Origin of the sequence: Sphingomonas sp. (assembly GCF_965200135.1) — a bacterium.
Classification (GTDB): domain Bacteria; phylum Pseudomonadota; class Alphaproteobacteria; order Sphingomonadales; family Sphingomonadaceae; genus Sphingomonas.
This window is the reverse complement of the sequence record NZ_CBDATK010000009.1, coordinates 80,134-97,997: the sequence shown is the minus strand read 5'-3', so window position 1 is coordinate 97,997 and position 17,864 is coordinate 80,134. Positions and strand designations below refer to the sequence as shown.

General features: G+C 65.4%; 28 protein-coding genes and 1 pseudogene. 1 reads left to right on the top strand and 28 read right to left on the bottom strand.

Features of this window, described 5'->3' with window-relative positions; all coding sequences use genetic code 11:
- Positions 1–20: 20 nt before the first annotated feature.
- On the bottom strand, positions 21–1,577 hold the full coding sequence (gene guaA, locus ACOFKS_RS11980; RefSeq protein ID WP_419809478.1) for a glutamine-hydrolyzing GMP synthase: 1,557 nt from the start codon (positions 1,575–1,577) through the stop codon (positions 21–23).
- Between the two features lie 320 nt (positions 1,578–1,897).
- Between guaA and ACOFKS_RS11975 the strand changes: the two are divergent.
- Positions 1,898–2,841: pseudogene (locus ACOFKS_RS11975) on the top strand (IS630 family transposase).
- A gap of 12 nt (positions 2,842–2,853) precedes the next feature.
- Here ACOFKS_RS11975 and ACOFKS_RS11970 read toward each other — a convergent pair.
- The 27 genes from ACOFKS_RS11970 to rplC form a co-directional block, all read right to left on the bottom strand.
- Positions 2,854–3,045 (bottom strand): hypothetical protein, encoded by a 192-nt coding sequence (locus tag ACOFKS_RS11970; RefSeq protein ID WP_419809477.1) that lies wholly within the window; start codon positions 3,043–3,045, stop codon positions 2,854–2,856.
- 53 nt (positions 3,046–3,098) lie between these two features.
- A complete protein-coding gene (gene rplQ, locus ACOFKS_RS11965; protein WP_419809476.1) occupies positions 3,099–3,524 on the bottom strand; it encodes a 50S ribosomal protein L17 in 426 nt (141 codons plus the stop codon).
- A gap of 391 nt (positions 3,525–3,915) precedes the next feature.
- Entirely contained in the window at positions 3,916–4,983 is a 1,068-nt protein-coding gene (locus ACOFKS_RS11960) for a DNA-directed RNA polymerase subunit alpha (protein WP_419809475.1), read from the bottom strand.
- A gap of 89 nt (positions 4,984–5,072) precedes the next feature.
- Positions 5,073–5,462 carry a 30S ribosomal protein S11 gene (gene rpsK, locus ACOFKS_RS11955; protein WP_419809474.1) on the bottom strand — a complete coding sequence of 130 codons (390 nt, stop codon included), beginning with the start codon at positions 5,460–5,462 and terminating at the stop codon, positions 5,073–5,075.
- A gap of 59 nt (positions 5,463–5,521) precedes the next feature.
- Positions 5,522–5,890: a 30S ribosomal protein S13 gene (gene rpsM, locus ACOFKS_RS11950; protein ID WP_419809473.1), complete on the bottom strand. Its 369-nt coding sequence runs from the start codon at positions 5,888–5,890 to the stop codon at positions 5,522–5,524.
- Positions 5,891–6,104: 214 nt separating this feature from the next.
- Positions 6,105–6,770 carry an adenylate kinase gene (locus ACOFKS_RS11945; RefSeq protein WP_419809472.1) on the bottom strand — a complete coding sequence of 222 codons (666 nt, stop codon included), beginning with the start codon at positions 6,768–6,770 and terminating at the stop codon, positions 6,105–6,107.
- 31 nt (positions 6,771–6,801) lie between these two features.
- Positions 6,802–8,172 carry a preprotein translocase subunit SecY gene (gene secY, locus ACOFKS_RS11940; RefSeq protein WP_419809471.1) on the bottom strand — a complete coding sequence of 457 codons (1,371 nt, stop codon included), beginning with the start codon at positions 8,170–8,172 and terminating at the stop codon, positions 6,802–6,804.
- Positions 8,173–8,265: 93 nt separating this feature from the next.
- Positions 8,266–8,796 (bottom strand): 50S ribosomal protein L15, encoded by a 531-nt coding sequence (gene rplO, locus ACOFKS_RS11935; RefSeq protein WP_419809470.1) that lies wholly within the window; start codon positions 8,794–8,796, stop codon positions 8,266–8,268.
- A gap of 91 nt (positions 8,797–8,887) precedes the next feature.
- Positions 8,888–9,067, bottom strand: coding sequence for a 50S ribosomal protein L30 (rpmD, locus tag ACOFKS_RS11930; RefSeq protein ID WP_419809469.1), 180 nt, complete (start codon positions 9,065–9,067; stop codon positions 8,888–8,890).
- A 5-nt stretch (positions 9,068–9,072) separates the two neighbouring features.
- Positions 9,073–9,888, bottom strand: a complete 816-nt coding sequence (gene rpsE / locus ACOFKS_RS11925; protein ID WP_419809468.1) for a 30S ribosomal protein S5 — start codon at positions 9,886–9,888, stop codon at positions 9,073–9,075.
- 4 nt (positions 9,889–9,892) lie between these two features.
- Positions 9,893–10,243: a 50S ribosomal protein L18 gene (rplR, locus tag ACOFKS_RS11920; RefSeq protein ID WP_419809467.1), complete on the bottom strand. Its 351-nt coding sequence runs from the start codon at positions 10,241–10,243 to the stop codon at positions 9,893–9,895.
- Complete coding sequence (rplF, locus tag ACOFKS_RS11915) at positions 10,240–10,773, bottom strand: 50S ribosomal protein L6 (protein ID WP_419809466.1); 534 nt, start codon at positions 10,771–10,773, stop codon at positions 10,240–10,242. The genes rplR and rplF overlap by 4 nt, the downstream gene beginning before the upstream one ends.
- Positions 10,773–11,168: a 30S ribosomal protein S8 gene (gene rpsH, locus ACOFKS_RS11910; protein WP_419809465.1), complete on the bottom strand. Its 396-nt coding sequence runs from the start codon at positions 11,166–11,168 to the stop codon at positions 10,773–10,775. Before rpsH ends, rplF begins: the two co-directional genes overlap by 1 nt.
- A 10-nt stretch (positions 11,169–11,178) precedes the next feature.
- Positions 11,179–11,484: a 30S ribosomal protein S14 gene (gene rpsN, locus ACOFKS_RS11905; protein ID WP_419809464.1), complete on the bottom strand. Its 306-nt coding sequence runs from the start codon at positions 11,482–11,484 to the stop codon at positions 11,179–11,181.
- Between the two features lie 26 nt (positions 11,485–11,510).
- Positions 11,511–12,077, bottom strand: a complete 567-nt coding sequence (gene rplE, locus ACOFKS_RS11900; protein WP_419809662.1) for a 50S ribosomal protein L5 — start codon at positions 12,075–12,077, stop codon at positions 11,511–11,513.
- Between the two features lie 13 nt (positions 12,078–12,090).
- Positions 12,091–12,408: a 50S ribosomal protein L24 gene (gene rplX / locus ACOFKS_RS11895; protein WP_419809463.1), complete on the bottom strand. Its 318-nt coding sequence runs from the start codon at positions 12,406–12,408 to the stop codon at positions 12,091–12,093.
- Positions 12,408–12,776: a 50S ribosomal protein L14 gene (rplN, locus tag ACOFKS_RS11890; protein WP_174291909.1), complete on the bottom strand. Its 369-nt coding sequence runs from the start codon at positions 12,774–12,776 to the stop codon at positions 12,408–12,410. The genes rplX and rplN overlap by 1 nt, the downstream gene beginning before the upstream one ends.
- 80 nt (positions 12,777–12,856) lie before the next feature.
- Entirely contained in the window at positions 12,857–13,147 is a 291-nt protein-coding gene (gene rpsQ, locus ACOFKS_RS11885) for a 30S ribosomal protein S17 (RefSeq protein ID WP_419809462.1), read from the bottom strand.
- Positions 13,148–13,159: 12 nt separating this feature from the next.
- Complete coding sequence (rpmC, locus tag ACOFKS_RS11880) at positions 13,160–13,369, bottom strand: 50S ribosomal protein L29 (protein ID WP_419809461.1); 210 nt, start codon at positions 13,367–13,369, stop codon at positions 13,160–13,162.
- 1 nt (position 13,370) lies between these two features.
- On the bottom strand, positions 13,371–13,805 hold the full coding sequence (rplP, locus tag ACOFKS_RS11875; protein WP_419809460.1) for a 50S ribosomal protein L16: 435 nt from the start codon (positions 13,803–13,805) through the stop codon (positions 13,371–13,373).
- Positions 13,806–13,815: 10 nt separating this feature from the next.
- The gene (gene rpsC, locus ACOFKS_RS11870; RefSeq protein WP_419809459.1) at positions 13,816–14,529 is read right to left on the bottom strand and encodes a 30S ribosomal protein S3; all 714 of its coding nucleotides are present in this window, start codon (positions 14,527–14,529) and stop codon (positions 13,816–13,818) included.
- A complete protein-coding gene (gene rplV, locus ACOFKS_RS11865) occupies positions 14,529–14,906 on the bottom strand; it encodes a 50S ribosomal protein L22 (RefSeq protein ID WP_419809458.1) in 378 nt (125 codons plus the stop codon). The genes rpsC and rplV overlap by 1 nt, the downstream gene beginning before the upstream one ends.
- Positions 14,906–15,181: a 30S ribosomal protein S19 gene (rpsS, locus tag ACOFKS_RS11860; RefSeq protein WP_419809457.1), complete on the bottom strand. Its 276-nt coding sequence runs from the start codon at positions 15,179–15,181 to the stop codon at positions 14,906–14,908. Before rpsS ends, rplV begins: the two co-directional genes overlap by 1 nt.
- Complete coding sequence (gene rplB, locus ACOFKS_RS11855; protein ID WP_419809456.1) at positions 15,182–16,021, bottom strand: 50S ribosomal protein L2; 840 nt, start codon at positions 16,019–16,021, stop codon at positions 15,182–15,184.
- Positions 16,021–16,338, bottom strand: coding sequence for a 50S ribosomal protein L23 (locus ACOFKS_RS11850; RefSeq protein WP_419809455.1), 318 nt, complete (start codon positions 16,336–16,338; stop codon positions 16,021–16,023). Before ACOFKS_RS11850 ends, rplB begins: the two co-directional genes overlap by 1 nt.
- Positions 16,331–16,948: a 50S ribosomal protein L4 gene (gene rplD / locus ACOFKS_RS11845; RefSeq protein ID WP_419809454.1), complete on the bottom strand. Its 618-nt coding sequence runs from the start codon at positions 16,946–16,948 to the stop codon at positions 16,331–16,333. Before rplD ends, ACOFKS_RS11850 begins: the two co-directional genes overlap by 8 nt.
- A gap of 2 nt (positions 16,949–16,950) precedes the next feature.
- Positions 16,951–17,700, bottom strand: coding sequence for a 50S ribosomal protein L3 (gene rplC / locus ACOFKS_RS11840; protein WP_419809453.1), 750 nt, complete (start codon positions 17,698–17,700; stop codon positions 16,951–16,953).
- Positions 17,701–17,864: the final 164 nt, after the last annotated feature.

Below are 17,864 nucleotides of genomic sequence, written 5' to 3'. Positions count from 1 at the left end.
AGCTGCCGAACGACCGGGAATTATTCCCACTCGATCGTCCCCGGCGGCTTCGAGGTATAGTCGTACGTCACCCGGTTCACGCCCCGAACCTCGTTGACGATCCGCGTCGCCACCCGCGCCAGGAACCCGCCCGGAAACTCGAAACACTCCGCCGTCATCCCGTCCGTCGACGTCACCGCGCGCAGTGCCAGCACGTTGTCGTAGGTTCGGCCGTCGCCCATCACGCCCACCGAGCGCACCGGCAACAGCACCGCGAACGCCTGCCAGATCGCATCGTACAGCCCGGCGTTGCGGATCTCCTCCAGATAGATCGCGTCCGCCTTGCGCAGCGTGTCGCACCGCGCCTTGGTGACTTCACCCGGAATACGGATCGCCAGGCCCGGCCCCGGAAACGGGTGCCGCCCGACGAAAGACTCCGACAGGCCCAGCTCGCGGCCCAGCGCGCGGACCTCGTCCTTGAAAAGCTCACGCAGCGGCTCGACCAGCTGCATGTCCATCCGCTCCGGCAGGCCGCCGACATTGTGGTGGCTCTTGATCGTCACCGACGGACCGCCGGTGAAGCTGACGCTCTCGATCACGTCGGGATAGAGCGTGCCTTGCGCCAGGAACTTGGCGCCGCCGATCTTCTTCGCCTCTGCCTCGAACACCTCGATGAAGGTCTTGCCGATGAACTTGCGCTTCGCCTCCGGGTCGGTGATCCCGGCCAGCCCGTTCATGAATAGCGTCTCGGCGTTCACGTGAACGAGCGGAATGTTGTAATGTCCCCGGAACAGCGACACGACCTGATCCGCCTCGCCCGACCGCATCAGCCCGTGATCGACGAATACGCAGGTCAGCTGTTCGCCGATCGCCTCGTGGATCAGCACCGCCGCGACCGCGCTGTCCACCCCACCCGACAATCCGCAGATCACGCGGCCCGTGCCGACCTGCTTGCGGATGTCAGCGATCTTCGCCGCGCGATATTCCGCCATCGTCCATTCACCGGCACAGCCGCAGACATGGCGCACGAAGTTGGCGAGCAGCTTCGCGCCGCCCGGTGTGTGCACCACCTCGGGATGAAACTGGACGCCGTAGAACCGCCGGGCCTCGTCGGCGACCACGGCATAGGGCGCGCCGTCCGACGTCCCTACCGGCACGAAACCGGGCGCCAGCGCATCGACCTTGTCGCCGTGGCTCATCCACACCTGGTGCCGCTCGCCCGCCGCCCACAGCCCGTCGAACAACGCGCAGGGGGCCGCCACCTCGACGAATGCCTTGCCGAACTCGCCGCCGTCGCCCGATATCACGACATTGCCGCCGAGCTGTGCGCTCATCAGCTGCTGGCCATAGCAGATCCCCAGCACCGGTATGCCAGCCTCGAACATGTGCTGGGGCAGTCGCGGGCTGTCGTCCGCGGTCACCGATGCCGGCCCACCCGACAGGATCAGCCCCCGCGGCCGCAGCCGCGCGAACGCCTCGGCGGCTTGCGTGAACGGCGCGATCTCGCTGTACACCCCCGCCTCGCGCACGCGCCGCGCGATGAGCTGCGTTACTTGGCTGCCGAAATCGACGATCAGGATGGTGTTGGGGTGCTGCATGCCGGGCCTTTAGCAGCGCGCCCGGCGCGAGTCAGCCGGAAGTCCGCAGCAGGAGCGCAATAGGAAGGTCCTGAGGCCTACCCAACGAAGGTCCTGGCCGGTTGCGCTAGGGTCGGTGCCGACCGCTCATTCAACATCCCGACACCGGGGGCCGACCGCCCGAAATAGCGACGTGAACGGACCTCCGTCACCACCGATGACGGCGCTGTGGCCCGCGCCTGCGGCTAGAGCAGTTTCCGCGCGACGTGAATCGTTTCGGGATTCCCAAGCGGGTTGAAGTCTGATTCAGCCTGGTCTCCGGTGACGGGAGGCCGGGACATATGGGCAAGCCGTTGTCGATGGATCTGCGCGAGCGTGTGGTGGGCGCTATCTCGGGAGGGATGTCGCGTCGCGCGGCGGCGGAGCGCTTCGGGGTGAGCGCGGCCAGCGCGGTGAGGTGGGCGATGCTTCAGCGTGACCATGGCAAGCCCGCGGCCAAGCCGCAGGGCGGCGACACGCGCTCGACGGCGACCCAGGCCAAGGCGGTGCGGATATGGGCATTGTATGAGTCCACCCCCGACATCACCCTTGCCGAGCTGCGCGCGGCGCTGGCTGCCGAAGGGGTCGATCGCGGTGTCGACGCTGTGGCGCTTCTTCGCGCGTCACCACCACACGCGCAAAAAAAGACCGGTCATGCGCAGGAGCAGGATCGCCCCGACGTGCTGAGCGCGCGCGAGGCGTGGTTCGACGGCCAGCTCGACCTCGATCCCGAAACGCTGATCTTCGTGGACGAGACCGGGGCCAGCACCAAGATGGCCGCCGGTACGGACGCGCTCCTCGCGGCGAGCGGCTTCGCATGGCCGTGCCCCACGGCCATTGGATGACGACCACCTTTGTCGGCGGGCTGCGGCTCTCGGGCATGACAGCGCCGCTCGTCATCGATGGGCCGATGACGGGAACCTGGTTCGAGGCCTGGGTTACCCAGGCTCTTGCCCCGACGCTCAGGCCTGGCGACGTCGTGATCCTCGACAACCTGCCTGCCCACAAGAGCGCTGCTGCGCGCGCGGCGATCGAGGCGCAGGGCGCCCGGCTGCTCTTCCTCCCGCCCTACTCGCCCGACTTCAACCCGATCGAGAACGCCTTCGCCAAGCTCAAGGCGCTCCTGCGCAAGGCCGCCGCACGCACCGTCGACGACCTCTCCCGCGCGATCGGCGCCGCCATCGCTACCTTCACGCCAGCGGAGTGCGCCAACTACTTCGCCGCCGCCGGATACGATGCATACTGAACGGAATCTGCTCTAGATCGGATAGACGCAGGAACCCGCCGCTTCGCCCGACGCGGCCATGATCTTCACCACGGGACTCGTCTTGCTGTCGGTGTTCTCACGCGCCGTTCCGGGAACCGCTGCTCCCGCTAGCGCTAGACCCATCAGCGCCTTTATGGCCGATCCGTGATGATCCGCACCAATTAGGAACAGATCATCACGCACTTGGGCTGTCGGCAATCTGAGACGCTTGTGCAACGACCGTGAAACGGCCGGGCTTACGCCGCCAGGTCGTAATCCTCGTCGTCGCTCATCACCGGGCCGCTGTCTTGGCCCTTGGCACTCGTGTCGCGATCGACGAACTCGATGATCGCCATCGGCGAGGCGTCCGAGGCCCGGATGCCGGCCTTGATGATACGGGTGTAGCCGCCGTTGCGCTCGACATAGCGACCCGCCAACACGTCGAACAGCTTCACCAGCTGCACGTCGTCCAGCAACCGCGCGTGCGCCAGGCGGCGGTTCGATAGGCCGCCCTTCTTCGCCAGCGTGACGAGCTTCTCGACATAGGGCCGCAGCTCCTTCGCCTTGGCGACGGTGGTGGTGATCTGCTCGTGCTTGATGAGGGCCGCCGCCATGTTGCGGAACAGAGCCGTCCGGTGGGCGGAGGTACGCTGCAGCTTACGGCCGCCGACGCGATGACGCATGGGTAGGTCCTTTCAGGTTCGTGGCCGCGCCGTGTCAGGTACGCGACCCCAGGCGGAAGGAACCCGCCCGGCAGAGCGCGTCCCAAACCGCAGTCACCCCGAAAAGTCAAGCTGTCGCAACTCGGCCTTGATGCCGCACACCGTCCGAATCGCAGGCTGAGCGCTCTAGACAGGGAGGCGAGCCGAACCCTGTCGGTAGTTAGCCCGGCGGCAAGCGGATACCGCGGATCGACGGCACCTAAATGCTGCACCGTCACGGTCCGGCCTACAAAAAAGCCCCGGCAATGCCGGGGCTCCAACGCCGATCGGGTCGGTGTCACGGCATGCGCCGCTCTCCCGCCCGTCGGTCTACGCCATCTCGCGAATAGCTCGCGCTACCCGCGAGCGGCAATCACCCCATGATTTCCTGTTCCAGCTTCTTCGCCATTTCCTCGATGTTCTCCGGCGGCCAGCCCGGAATTTCCATCCCCAGCCGCAACCCCATCGATGACAGCACTTCCTTGATCTCGTTCAACGACTTGCGACCGAAGTTCGGCGTCCGCAACATCTCGGCCTCGGTTTTGCCGACCAGATCGCCGATATAGATGATGTTGTCGTTCTTCAGGCAATTGGCCGAGCGAACCGACAGCTCCAGCTCGTCGACCTTCTTGAGCAGGTAGCGGTTGATCTGCTGCGTATCCCCGGTGATCTCGGTGGTCTGCACCGGCTGGGCCTGGCCGATCGGCGCCGACGCGCGGGGCAGCGCACCCTCGTCGAACTGGACGAACAGCGCCAGCTGGTCCTGCAGGATGCGGCCCGCATAGCCGACCGCGTCCTCCGGCGTCACCGTGCCGTCCGTCTCGACCGTCAGCGTCAGCTTGTCGTAATCCAGGTCTTGGCCGACGCGGGTCGGATCGACCTTGTAGCTGACCTGGCGCACCGGCGAATAAAGCGCGTCGACCGGGATCAACCCGATCGGCGCGTCGGCCGGACGGTTCGCGGTGGCGGGGACATAGCCCTTCCCCGTGTCCGCGGTCAGCTCCATGTTCAGCGTCGCACCCTCGTCCAGGTGACAGATCAGCAGGTCCTTGTTCAGGACCTCGATGTCGCCGGACACCGCGATGTCGCCGGCCTTGACGTCCGCCGGGCCGGTCGCGGACAGCTGCAGCCGCTTGGGGCCTTCGCCCTGCATCCGCAATGCGATCTGCTTCACGTTGAGGACGATGTCGGTCACGTCTTCGCGCACGCCCGCCAGGCTGGAGAACTCGTGCAGCACGTTCTCGATCTTGATGGAGGTGACGGCGGCACCCTGCAGGCTCGATAGCAGCACGCGGCGCAGCGCGTTGCCCAGCGTCAGGCCGAAGCCCCGCTCCAGCGGCTCGGCGACGAAGGTCGCGCGACGCTTGCCGTCACCGCCCGCCTTGCGCTCCAGCGCGGTGGGCTTCTTGAGTTCCTGCCAGTTCTTTGCGTTGACGGCCAAGGTTAGTCCCCGGTGTTGGGCCGGAAGAGGGGGCGCCTCCAGCCAAGAAAAGAAACGACCCCGGCGCGTCCGCCGGGGGTCGGTATAGGTTAGACCCGCCGCCGCTTGGACGGCCGCACGCCGTTGTGCGGAATGGACGTTACGTCGCGGATCGAGGTGATCTGGAAACCGACGGCCTGCAGCGCGCGCAACGCCGACTCGCGCCCCGATCCCGGACCCTTCACTTCGACTTCCAGCGTCCGCACGCCGTGCTCGGCCGCCTTCTTGCCGGCGTCCTCCGCCGCGACCTGTGCCGCGTACGGGGTCGACTTGCGCGAACCCTTGAACCCCATCATCCCGGCGCTCGACCAGGAAATCGCATTTCCCTGCGCGTCGGTGATGGTGATCATCGTGTTATTGAACGATGCGTTGACATGCGCCACGCCGGAAGTGATGTTCTTCCGTTCACGGCGACGGATACGCTGCGGTGCCTGAGCCATTTATTCTATCCTGATACTTGAGAAGCTATGGGCGGACTGCGCTCACGCGCAGCTCAAGCTCACTTCTTCTTGCCAGCGATCGGCTTCGCCTTACCCTTGCGGGTACGGGCATTGGTGTGAGTGCGCTGGCCGCGGACCGGCAGCCCCTTGCGATGACGCAGGCCGCGATAGCAGGCGAGGTCCATCAGACGCTTGATGTTCATCGCGGTCTCGCGACGCAGATCGCCCTCGACCGAATGGTCGGCATCGATCGTCTCGCGGATCTGCAGCACTTCCTGATCGGTCAGATCCTGAACGCGACGCTCGGGCGCGATGCTCAGCTTGTCGGTGATCGCCTTGGCCTTGCTCGGGCCGATCCCGTGAATATAGGTCAGCGCGATGACCACGCGCTTGTTGGTCGGGATGTTAACCCCCGCGATACGTGCCATGATATACTCCTTCTGCTCCACAGGCCCGGCATGGCAGCACGAGGCCCATCTCATCGCGTTCAAATCCGAAACGCACGACAACGGCGAGCGCAAACATGCGCCGCCGGAACCGGTGTGTTCGGGATATGGCTAATTAGGGACGTGCGTGGCGGCTGTCAACACGACGCCGGAACCATCGGAGACGATATGCGTGCTAGTCGGCCCGGCACGCACCTTACCTGTCGAGGATCGACTCGATTGCCTGTGTGACCTGACCGATCTCGGCCATCCCATCGACCTGCGCCACCAGCCCACGGGCGTCGTAGAACGGCAGGATCGGCGCGGTTTCGCCGCGATAGATCGCCATCCGGGTCGCGATCGTCTCGGCGGTATCGTCCGGACGACGCTTGAACTCGGTCGAGCCACAGACGTCGCAGACGCCGGCCTCGGCCGGCTGCTTGAAGCGATCGTGATAGCCCTCGCCGCACTTGGCGCAGGTATACCGTCCGACGATCCGCTCGGTCAGTGCCGCCTCATCGACCGTCAGCTCGACGACATGATCCAGTTGCTGCCCGCGCTCGGCTAGCAACAGGTCGAGCGCCTCGGCCTGCGCGGCGGTACGCGGGAAGCCGTCAAAGATGACGCCGGGGCCGGTATCGCCCCCCGCTTCCTCCTTCAAGGAGTCCAGCCGCTCGCCGATCAGCGCCGAGACGATCGCGTCGGAGACGAGTTCACCGCGCGCCATGATGTCGCGCACCTGCAGGCCCACGGGCGTGCCCGCGTCCTTGGCGGCGCGCAGCATGTCGCCGGTTGACAGCTGCACCATGCCGCGCTCCGCGACGAGACGGCTCGCCTGCGTGCCCTTGCCGGCGCCCGGCGGGCCGAGAAGTATGATATTCACGCGAACGCTCCCTGTTCGTTCGTATGCCAACTTAGCGCAGGCGCCCGCCCTTGAGCTTCGACTTCTTGATGAGGTCGCCATATTGATGCGCGAGCAGATGGCTCTGGATCTGCGTCACCGTATCCATCGTGACGTTGACCACGATCAACAGCGACGTGCCCCCCAGATAGAAAGGGATGCTCAGCGCCGTCACCAGATACTCCGGCAACAGGCAGATCACCGTCAGGTACGCCGCACCGATCACGGTGATACGGGTGAGCACGTAGTCGAAATACGTCTCGGTGTTCTTGCCCGGCCGGATGCCCGGAATGAAGCCGCCATAGCGCTTCAGATTGTCGGCCGTCTCCTCCGGGTTGAAGACAACCGCGGTGTAGAAGAACGAGAAGAAGATGATGCCAGCCGCGTACAGCCCCATGTACACCGGGCTGCCATGCTGAAGATACTGGTTCAGCGTCAGGATGAAGTCACCCCACCGGCTCTCCCCCGCGACATGGCTGCCGGCGAACTGCGAAATGGTCAGCGGCATCAGCAGCAGCGACGACGCGAAGATCGGTGGAATGACACCGGCGGTGTTGATCTTGAGCGGCAGATGGCTGCGCTCCGCCTGCATCCCGCGCTGCGTCTGCCGCTTGGGATACTGGATCAGAATGCGGCGCTGGGCGCGCTCCATGAAGCAGATGAACAGGATCAGCGCCGCGACCGCCGCGATGATGCCGATCAGCTGCCCGCCGCCGATGTTACCCTGCCCGGAGCGAGCGCCCTCCAGCAGGTTGACCAGCGTCGTCGGCAGGTTGGCGACGATGCCCGCCATGATGATGAGCGACACGCCGTTGCCGATCCCACGACTGGTGATCTGCTCGCCGATCCACATCAGGAACATCGTGCCGCCGACCAGCGACACGACGGCTGCGACCCGGAACAGCATGCCGGGCTCGACCACGGCCTGGATGCCGTTGTTCGCACCGATCGTCTCGAGCCCGCGAGCGATGAAATACCCCTGGATCGCGGTCAGCAGCACGGTGCCATAGCGGGTGTACTGGTTGAGCTTCTTGCGTCCGCTCTCGCCCTCTTTCTTGATGGCCGCGAGCTGCGGGGAAAGCGACGTCGCGAGCTGCACCACGATCGAGGCGGTGATGTACGGCATCACGCCAAGCGCGATCAGGCTCATCCGCTTCAGCGAACCGCCCGAGAAGGTGTTGAAGAAATCGAGCACACCGCCCGCCGTCTTGTCGGACAGCAGGCCGAGCGCGGTCGGGTCGATGCCGGGCAGCGGGACATAGCTGAGCGCGCGGAACACGATCAGCGCGCCGATGGTGAACCACAGCCGCTTCTTGAGGTCGGTCGCCTGCGCCAGCTTGCCTGGGCTGAGACCAAGGGAAAGTCGATCGGCTGCGGATGCCATGAAATAGTCCCGGAAACATGAACGGCGGGGCGTGTCTTACCCCGCCCCGCCGCTCATATAGGCGCGCGAGGCGCCTTGTCTAATGGGTGGGTGTCAGGCCTTGCGAGCGGCCAGGCGCTCGGCGCGAACCTTGCCCTTCTTCGCCGCGGCCTTTTCGGCCGCCGGGACGACGACCGGAATGGTCAACGTGCCACCCGCCTTTTCGACCGCTTCACGCGCTGCGGCGCTGGCGCCAGCGACGGTGATGGTCAGCGCAGTCGTCAGCTCGCCCTTCGCCAGCAGCCGGACGCCGTCCTTGCCGCCGCGCGCGAGACCCGCCGCCTTCAGCGCGGCATGGTCCAGATCGGCACCCGTCAACTTGCCCGCGTCGATCGCCTTCTGGATCGCGCCCAGGTTCACCTCGGCATAGTCCTTGGCGAAGATATTGTTGAAGCCACGCTTCGGCAGCCGCATGTGGAGCGGCATCTGCCCGCCCTCGAAGCCGGCGATCGAGACGCCTTCGCGGCTCTTCTGACCCTTCTGGCCACGACCGCCGGTCTTGCCCTTGCCCGAACCGATGCCGCGTCCAACGCGGATCTTGGACTTGCGGGCACCGTCGTTGTCGCGGAGTTCGTTCAGTTTCATGATATGCACTCGCTTTCGCTTTTGTCGCGCTGAATGAAGAAGGGGGCCGATAGCCCCCTCCCCCGTGTTTGTCACCGGTCAGGTGGAGGGCTCAGCCCTCCTGAACCTCGACCATGTGCTGCACCTTGCGGATCATGCCGCGGACCTCGGGGGTGTCCGTCAGCTCCGACACGCGGTGCATCTTGTTGAGCCCCAGGCCGATCAGCGTCGCGCGCTGATCGCCGGTGCGGCGGATGGGCGAACCCGTCTGTTTGATCTTGATCGTCGCCATTTCGCTTACTCCACGACCGCCAGGGCTTCCGCCTCGGCCGTCTGCGCGTCGGCGCCGTGGCCTCGGCCGAGCAGGTCGGCGATCTTCTTGCCACGCCGCTGCGCCACCGCCTTGGGGCTGGTCTGATCGCCCAGCGCCTGGAACGTCGCGCGGATCATGTTGTACGGGTTCGACGTGCCGACCGACTTGGTCACCACATCGGCGACGCCCAGCGACTCGAAGATCGCACGCATCGGACCGCCGGCGATGATGCCGGTGCCCGGCGGTGCCGCACGCAACGTCACGCGACCGGCCCCGAAATGCCCGTTGGCGTCATGATGCAGCGTGCGTCCTTCCTTCAACGGCACACGGATCATCGCGCGCTTGGCGGCGGCGGTGCCCTTGGAGATCGCCTCGGGCACCTCGCGCGCCTTGCCGTGACCGAAGCCGACGCGACCCTTGCCGTCGCCGACGATGACCAGCGCCGCAAAACCGAAGCGCTTGCCGCCCTTCACCGTCTTGGATACGCGATTGATGTGGACGAGCTTCTCGATCAGCTCCTCGCCGCCGTCGTCGCGGGGTCCCCCGCCATCGCGACGCGCGCGGTTGTCGTTGCGGCCGCCACGGTTGCCGCCGGGGCCGCCGCGACCACGGCCGGCACCGCCGCCGCCGCCGCCGGGCCCGCCACGGCCGCGACCACCGCCACCGCCATAACCGCCGCCGGGACCACCCGATCCCTGGCCCTGATAACCGCCACCGGCACTCGGGCCGGTGTTAGCGCCGGCGTCACCGGCGGGAGCATCAGCCGAAACGGGCTGCTGCTGGATATCGTTGTCGGCCATTGTCTTAGAACTCCAATCCGGCTTCGCGCGCGGCTTCGGCCAGCGCCTTGACGCGACCGTGGAACAGGAAGCCGCCGCGATCGAACACGACCTGCGTCACGCCCGCCGCCTTGGCGGCCTCGGCGACGCGCTTGCCCACCGCCGTCGCGGCCGCGACGTTGGCCGTCGCGCCGTCATGCGCGGACAGCGTCGAAGCGGCGGCGACGGTACGTCCCGCCTCGTCGTCGATCACCTGTGCATAGATGTGCTTGCCCGAACGATGGACGTGCAGGCGCGGCCGCGTACCGGCCCGCGACCGCAGCGTCGTGCGGTTGCGGCGACGCCGCTTCTCGAACAGCGAAAGACCCTTGCTCACTTCTTCTTTCCTTCCTTACGGAAGATGAACTCACCGTCGTACTTGATGCCCTTGCCCTTGTACGGCTCGGGCTTGCGCCAACGACGGATCTCGGCGGCCAGCTGGCCGACCTTCTGCTTGTCGGAACCCGAAATCTCGACCGTAGTCGGGTCGGGCGTCTTCACCTCGATGCCCTCGGGCACCGCGACGTCGACATCGTGACTGTAGCCGAGCTGCAGCCGCAGGTTACGGCCCTGCGCGGCGGCGCGATAGCCGACACCGGTGATGAGCAGCTTCTTGGTGAAGCCGTCCGTCACGCCGGTCACCAGGTTCTGGACCAGCGTTCGCTGCATTCCCCAGAACGCCCGCGCCTGCTTGGTGTCGTTGGCGGGCTGCACCGAGATGCCGTCGCTCTCGACCGTGTAGCTGATCTCGTCGCGCAGCTGCAACGATTGGGTGCCCTTCGGCCCCTTCACGTTCAGCATGCCGCCGTCGATCGTCGCGGTGACGCCGGCCGGAACCGTGACCGCCTTCTTGCCGATGCGGCTCATCAGAATACCTCCGCCAGCACTTCGCCACCGACGTTCTGCTCGCGCGCCTCGGCATCCGAGAGGACGCCGCGTGGCGTCGAGACGATCGTGATGCCCAAGCCGTTCATCACGCGCGGCAACTCCTGCGAGCCGCTATAGACGCGGCGACCCGGCTTGGAGACGCGCGCGACATGCTTAATTGCGGGCTGGCCCTCGAAATATTTGAGCTCGATGCGGACGCCGGCGGCCGGGCCCATCTGCTCTTCCGAGTAACCACGGATATAACCCTCGCGCTGGAGCACGTCGAGGACATGGACACGAAGCTTCGATGCGGGCGACAGGACGGAGTCCTTCTTCGCGCGCTGGCCGTTGCGGATACGGGTGAGCAGGTCACCCAGGGGATCGGTCACTGGCATGATGCGGTCCTTACCAGCTCGACTTCACGACGCCGGGGATCAGGCCCTTGTTGGCCAGATCGCGCAGCATGACGCGAGCGAGACGGAACTTGCGGTAGTAAGCGCGCGGGCGCCCGGTCAGCTCGCAACGATTGCGGATGCGGGTCGGGTTGGCATTACGCGGCAGCTCGGCCATCTTCAGGCGCGCGATCAACCGCTCACCCTCGTCCAGCGACTTGTCGTTTGCCGTCGCCTTCAGCTTCGCATATTTGCCGGCGTACTGCTTCACCAGCGCACGCCGCTTGTTGTTCTTGTTGATGGAACTCAGTTTCGCCATGGACTTAAGCTCTCTCTACTAGTCGCTTACGCGGCCCGACGCTGCGGCTCGGCGGCGTCCTCGACCTGCGGGAAGGGGAAGCCGAACAGACGCAGCAGCTCTCGCGCCTCGTCGTCCGTCTTCGCCGTGGTGGTCACGATCACGTCCATGCCGCGCACCTTGTCGATGCGGTCATAGTTGATCTCGGGGAAGATGATCTGCTCCTTGATCCCGCAGGCGTAATTGCCACGGCCGTCGAAGCTCTTCGGGTTCAGCCCGCGAAAGTCGCGCACGCGCGGCAGCGCGATGGTGATGAAGCGGTCGAGGAACTCGTACATGCGCTCGCGACGCAGCGTCACCTTGACACCGATCGGCATGCCCTCGCGCAGCTTGAACTGCGCGATCGACTTCTTCGCCTTGGTCACGACCGGCTTCTGACCCGCGATCAGCTCCATCTCGGACGCGGCCTGATCGACGCGCTTCTTGTCCTGCGTCGCTTCGCCCACGCCCATATTGAGCACGATCTTGTCGAGCCGGGGCACTTCCATCTTGTTGGCATAGCCGAACTTCTCCGTCATCGCCGCGGCGATGCTGTCGTCGTACATCGCCTTCATGCGGGGCTTGTAATCAGCCACTGATCGTCTCCCCGGTCTTCACGGCAACGCGGACTTTCTTGCCGTCCCTGGTTTCGAAGCGAACGCGCGTCGCCTTGCCGTCGGCGGTCACATGCGCGACTTTGCTGACATGCAACGGTGCCTCGATCTTTTCGAGACCACCCTGCGGGTCGGCCTGCGACGGCTTGCGATGCCGCGTGGCGACGTTGACGCCGCCGACAATGACCTTGTCCGCCTTGGGCATGGCGACCGTAACGGTGCCGGTCTTGCCCTTGTCCTTGCCGGACAGGATGATGACCTGGTCACCTTTCTTGATGCGAGCGGTCGCCATTACAGCACCTCCGGCGCAAGGCTGATGATCTTCATGTGCTTCTTGCCACGCAGTTCGCGCACCACCGGGCCGAAGATACGGGTGCCGATCGGCTCCTCGTTCTTGTTGACCAGGACGGCGGCGTTGCTGTCGAAACGGATGGTCGAGCCGTCCGCGCGATGGATGTCCTTGGCGGTACGCACGATCACGGCGCGATGGACGTCGCCCTTCTTGACCCGGCCGCGCGGCTGCGCTTCCTTGATCGAAACGACGATGATGTCGCCGACACCGGCCACGCGACGCTTCGAGCCGCCCAGCACCTTGATGCATTGCACCCGCTTGGCACCGCTGTTGTCAGCGACGTCGAGATTGGACTGCATCTGGATCATATCGAACCAGTCCTTCTAATTGGGGTGGATACCGACCCAGCCCCGCCTCAACATTGCTCCCGCCGAAACGAGAGCGGAGATTACGCAGCCGCGGCCTCTTCGCCCGACAGTTCGACCCGCTCCGGCGTCGCGTGGGTGTTCACCCGATCGACCACCTTCCAGGTCTTCAGCTTGCTGATCGGCGCGGTCTCTTCGATCCGCACCGTCTCGCCCGCCTTGAACTCGTTCGCCTCGTCATGGGCGTGATACTTCTTCGAACGACGGATGATCTTGCCGTAGAGCGGGTGCTTCACCTTGCGCTCGACGTTCACCACCACCGTCTTGTCGCCCTTGTCGGAGACGATCAGCCCGGTCAGCACGCGCTTTGGCATGTGCCCTTGTCCTTACTTGGCCGAGGCCGCAGCGGTACGCTGCGCCTGGGCGGTCTTGATCCGGGCGATATCCTTGCGGACCTCGCGCACGCGGCTCGGCTTTTCCAGCTGGTTGGTCGCGGCCTGAAAGCGCAGATTGAACTGCTCGCGCTTCAGATTGCCGAGCTTCTCCGACAGCTGGTCGTCGCTGGAACCCTGAAAGTCGATCTCGGTCTTGGCCATCTCACTCGCCTCCAAGGTGCGAGGTATCGCCGAGGCGCGCCACGACCTTCGTCTTGATCGGCAGCTTCATCGCCGCCCGCTCGAACGCCTCTGCGGCGACCTTGCCGTCGACACCGTCCAGCTCGAACAGGATGCGGCCCGGCTTGACCCGCGCCGCCCAGAACTCCGGCGATCCCTTGCCCTTGCCCATGCGGACTTCGGCGGGCTTCGACGACACCGGCACGTCCGGGAAGATGCGAATCCACAAACGACCCTGGCGCTTCATGTGGCGAGTGATCGCGCGGCGAGCCGCTTCGATCTGGCGCGCCGTGATCCGGTCCGGCTCCATCGCCTTCAGGCCATAGGACCCGAAGTTGAGCGTCGCGCCGCCCTTGGCGTCGCCATGGATGCGGCCCTTGAAGGCCTTGCGGAACTTGGTCTTTTTCGGTTGCAGCATGATTTATTCCTCAGCGCCGACGATCGTCGTCGCGCGCCGGACGCACGCCGGAGGTCTGTGCCTCCATCATGAGCCGGTCGGTCGACATCGGATCGTGACCCAGGATCTCGCCCTTGAAGACCCAGACCTTGACGCCGCACACGCCATAGCTGGTGTGCGCCTCGGCCTCGGCATAATCGATGTTCGCCCGCAGCGTGTGGAGCGGCACGCGACCCTCACGATAGCTTTCGGTGCGCGCGATCTCCGCGCCGCCCAGACGACCACCGCACTGGACACGAATGCCCTCGGCACCAAGCCGCAGCGCCGACTGAACCGCACGCTTCATCGCGCGACGGAACGCGATGCGGCGCTCCAGCTGATCGGCGATCGACTGCGCGACCAGACGGGCATCGACTTCCGGCTTGCGGATTTCAACGATGTTGAGCGACACGTCGGACTTGGTCATCGCGCCCAGCGTCCGCCGGAGCTTCTCGATGTCCGAGCCCTTCTTGCCGATGATGACACCCGGGCGCGCGGCATAGATCGAGATGCGGCACAGCTTCGCCGGGCGCTCGATCACCACCTTGGAGATCGCCGCCTGAGGATGCGTCTTCATAATGTACTGACGCATCCGCAGGTCTTCGAGCAGCAGGCGACCGTAATCGGCGCCCTCCGCAAACCAGCGGCTGTCCCAGGTACGGTTGATCTGCAGGCGCAGACCGATGGGATTGGATTTCTGACCCATTAGGCTTCTTCCTGCTCGCGCACGACAATACGCAGACGGCTGAACGGCTTGAGGATGCGGGTCGACTTGCCGCGACCGCGCGTCGCGAAGCGCTTCATCACGATCGACTTGCCTACACTCGCTTCCGACACGACCAGCGCATCGACGTCGAGATTATGATTGTTCTCCGCATTGGCGATGGCCGACGCCAGCACCTTGCGGGCGTCTACCGCCATGCCCTTGGTGGAGAAAGCGAGGATGTTCATCGCATCGCCGACCTTCTTGCCGCGGATCAGCGCCGCGACCAGGCCCAGCTTCTGCGCGGAGCCACGGATCTGCGTGCCGACCGACAACGCCTCCTTGTCGCCAACGCGACGGGGGTTCGCCTGCTTGCTCATCAGCGCTTGCCCTTCTTGTCGGCGGCGTGGCCCGGAAAGTACCGGGTCGGCGCGAACTCGCCCAGCTTCATGCCGACCATGTCCTCGTTGACGGACACGGGCACGAACTTGCGGCCGTTATAGACGTTGAAGGTCAGACCGACGAACTGCGGCAGGATCGTCGAACGGCGCGACCAAGTCTTGATCGCCCCGCGCGCATTGGTGTCCTGCGCCGTCTCGGCCTTCTTGAGCAGGCTCAGTTCGACGAACGGGCCCTTCCAGACTGAACGAGCCATTTAGCCCTTCCTCTTGGTCGAATGACGCGACCGGATAATCATCTTGTCGGTCGACTTGTTGTGACGGGTACGGGCACCCTTGGTCGGCTTGCCCCAAGGCGTGACCGGATGACGGCCGCCCGAGGTGCGGCCTTCGCCGCCGCCGTGCGGATGGTCGACCGGGTTCTTGGCGACGCCGCGGGTCAGCGGACGCTTGCCCATCCAGCGCGAACGCCCCGCCTTGCCGAGGTTCTGGTTCTGGTTGTCGGGGTTCGAGACCGCGCCGACCGTCGCCATGCACTCGCCATGAATGTAGCGCTGCTCGCCCGAGCCGAGCCGCACGATCACCATGCCGCGATCGCGACCGACCACCTGGACATAGGTGCCGGCGGACCGAGCGATCTGGCCGCCCTTCATGGGCTTCATCTCGACGTTATGAACGATCGTGCCGACCGGCATCTGCGACAGTTCCATCGCGTTGCCGGGCTTCACGTCGGTCTTCTTGCCCGCGACCACCTTGTCCCCGACGCCGAGGCGCTGAGGTGCGATGATGTACGCAAGCTCGTCGTCGGCGTAGCGGATCAGCGCGATGAACGCGGTACGATTGGGATCATACTCCATCCGCTCGACCGTGCCTTCGACGTCCCACTTGCGACGCTTGAAGTCGACATACCGATACTTCTGCTTGTGACCACCGGCGATGCCGCGCGACGTCACATGACCCTTGTTGTTGCGGCCACCCGACTTGTTCTTGCCCTCGGTCAGCGCCTTGACGGGCCGGCCCTTCCAGAGCTGCGACTTGTCGACCAGGATCAGCCCGCGGACACCGGGGCTGGTCGGATTATATTGCTTGAGCGCCATTACGACTTCGCCCCTTCGGTGACGTCGATCGACTGACCCTCGGCCAGCGTGACGATCGCCTTCTTGATGTCGGAGCGAATGTAGGGCTTGCCCTTCCAGCGCTTCGTCTTGCCCTTCTGAACCAGCGTGTTCACGCCGGTCACGGAGACACTGAAGATGGCTTCGACCGCCGCCTTGATCTCGGGCTTCGACGCATCCTTCGATACCTTGAACACGACCGCGTTATGCTCGGAGAGCATGGTCGCCTTCTCGGTGATGTGCGGCGCGACGATCACGTCGTAGTGGCGATTCTCGACCGCCGTCTTGTCCTTAGCCATGGAAGCGGGCCTCCAGCTGCTCGACGGCGGCGCGGGTCAGCACCAGCGTGTCGGCCTTGATGATGTCGTAGACGTTGGCACCGACCGCCGGAAGCAGATCGACACCGACCAGGTTGCGACCGGCGAGGAACCCGTCGTTCGTCGTCCCGTCGATGACCAACGTCCGCTTGCCGGCGTTCAGCGTCGCGAAGTGCCCCTTGAGCTCCTTGGTCTTGGCGACCGAGAAGCCGTCGAGCACGATCAGCGAGCCTGCCTTGACATGGCTCGACAGCGCCATCTTCAGGCCCAGCGCACGAACCTTCTTGTTCAGCGACGGGTCGAAATCGCGGACGCGGGCGCCGTGCGCCTTACCGCCACCGATGAACACCGGTGCGCGACGATCGCCGTGACGCGCCGTGCCGCCGCCCTTCTGACGACCGAACTTCTTGCCGGTACGCGCCACGTCGGCACGCTCGCGGGTGCCGCGCGCGGTCGCCCGGCGCTTCTCCAGCTGCCAGGTGATGACACGGTGAAGGATGTCGGCACGCGGCTCGAGGCCGAAGACCTCGTCGTTGAGCTCGATGTCCGCCGCGCCGGCGTCACCGGCAAGGGACTGAACCTTGACCTGCACGATTAAGCCTCCTGGCCGGCATCAGCCTCGACCGCCGGAGCGGTATCGGCGGAAGAAACCGGCGTTTCGTTGCTGTGGGCGGCCTTCAAGCCAGCCGGGGTCGGCACGTCGGCATGCGCCGGCACCTTGACCGCATCCTTGACGAGCAGCCAGCCGCCCTTCGATCCGGGCACCGAGCCCTTGACGAAGATCAGGCCACGCTCGGCGTCGGTCGAAACGACCTCCAGGTTCTGCTGGGTGCGGTTACGGTCGCCCATGTGGCCGGCCATCTTCTTGTTCTTGAAGACGCGACCCGGATCCTGGCGCTGACCGGTCGAGCCGAGCGAGCGGTGCGAGACCGACACGCCGTGCGTCGCGCGCAAACCGCCGAAACCCCAGCGCTTCATGCCGCCGGCAAAGCCCTTGCCCTGCGTACGACCCTGAATATCGACCAACTGGCCAGCCACGAAGTGCTCGGCCGACAGCTCCGCGCCGACGTCGAGGAGATTGTCCTCGGTCACGCGGAACTCGGCCACGAACGCCTTGGGCTCGACCTCGGCCTTGCCGAAGTGGCCGCGCTGCGGCTTGGCAACGTTCTTTGCCTTGGCGCTACCCGCACCAAGCTGGACGGCGGTGTAGCCGTCCCTGTCCATCTCGCGGCGGGCAACGACCTGAAGCCCGTCGAGCTGCAGGACGGTGACGGGCACGTGGCGACCGTCGTCCCGGAACAGGCGGGTCATGCCCATTTTCTTCGCGATCACGCCGGTGCGCATGACCAAACTCCTCACAGAGGCACGGCAGGAAATCCGACGTGCGTGTCAGCCCGGAAAAGCGAAGCGAGCCCCCGTCCCGGGCTGGGCGCCCGGCAAACCGGACGTAAACGGGAGACGCTGTCCCAGCTATAAAGGCTGGCGGTATCTCGATGTCGTTGCCCCCA